This window comes from Allobosea sp. P4_C6 (assembly GCF_056402015.1).
In genome coordinates this window covers 1-1,048 of record NZ_JBFUIF010000273.1, presented here as the reverse complement: position 1 = coordinate 1,048, position 1,048 = coordinate 1, and the positions used below count along the sequence as shown (strand labels likewise).

1 protein-coding gene is annotated in these 1,048 nt (G+C 63.3%); it reads right to left on the bottom strand.

What is annotated here, in order from left to right:
* Window positions 1-667 precede the first annotated feature (667 nt).
* The coding region (locus AC1DVA_RS28605) for a hypothetical protein (protein WP_476808160.1) at window positions 668-1,048 on the bottom strand (381 nt) is incomplete at its 5' end.

The following is a 1,048-nucleotide window of genomic DNA, read 5'->3' as shown; positions in this document are numbered from 1 at the left end:
GGCCTCCTGTGGCCCGGCGCGGCGTCTGTTCAAACCCCGAACGAACGCTGAATCAACCGGAACGGTTGTGCAATGCGTCTCTAGCCTAGGCACAGCGTCCCGCCTGATAAGGGATGATGGGCCACCGCAGGGTGCGGACTGGACGAGTGCAGCGTAAGCGGATTCAACCTGTTCCGGAAGAAGGCGGGAGTAGCGAGATGGGCGACGTAACGATTTGGCAGTGGCTGGTCACACTGACCATGATTGGCTGCACAATCTGGTTCTTGGTGTCGACTGCGAAGCTCTGTCAGCGGCTGGCTTATCGGCGGCCTGGGTGGTGCTCGTCATCGTCCTTCCCTTCTTCGGGACAGCTATCGTCCAGAGCATGATCGCCAAGCGGCTATCTTAAGCCCATCGCCAAGCCTCTTTGCCTCTCGGACATGCCGGCGTCGCTTGCCGCTTGGCGTTGTGTGGGCTGAATAGCAAAACTATGGTCCCCCGCAGTTTTGCTCTGATCACCACCGCGCCCATCGAGCTGCTGGAGCAGTTCCCCGGCGCGGCGACCCGCGCGGGCTCGGATGCGGGTCGCCATCCGCATCAGCCCTACAGACCAGGGGTGCAATTTCGCGCCGCGTTGTGACCAAAACTTCTCCATGTCTCTGCTGGCGCTCGCGCTATCAGCCATCACCTACCGTTGTCGCTGGGTTTTCGCGCCTTCCTGGGGAGAAACAATGCGGCGCTCAGCCCGTGCCGCGCATCGACGCCGTATCTTCTCCACTGTCGCTGCCATGCTGGCCAGGCTGCGCTGCTCGAGCGCCATTGCTGTCGCGTGGGCGCGGTCATAGGTCGTCCAGTGCATCCCCTTCGGCTTGGGCGGGAATGACAGCGTGAGGTTGGGCGAACCGCCCAGGCGCTCCCGGATCCGCTGCGCTCGCCGCACCGATAGATAGCGCTTGTCCACGGGCTGCGATGGATAGGCGCTGCGCTTGCAGGACCGACAGGTGTAAGCCGGTCCGCCGGCATGGGACGAGCCGTATATCTTCGCCGCGTGCCGGCTGCATCGAGGACC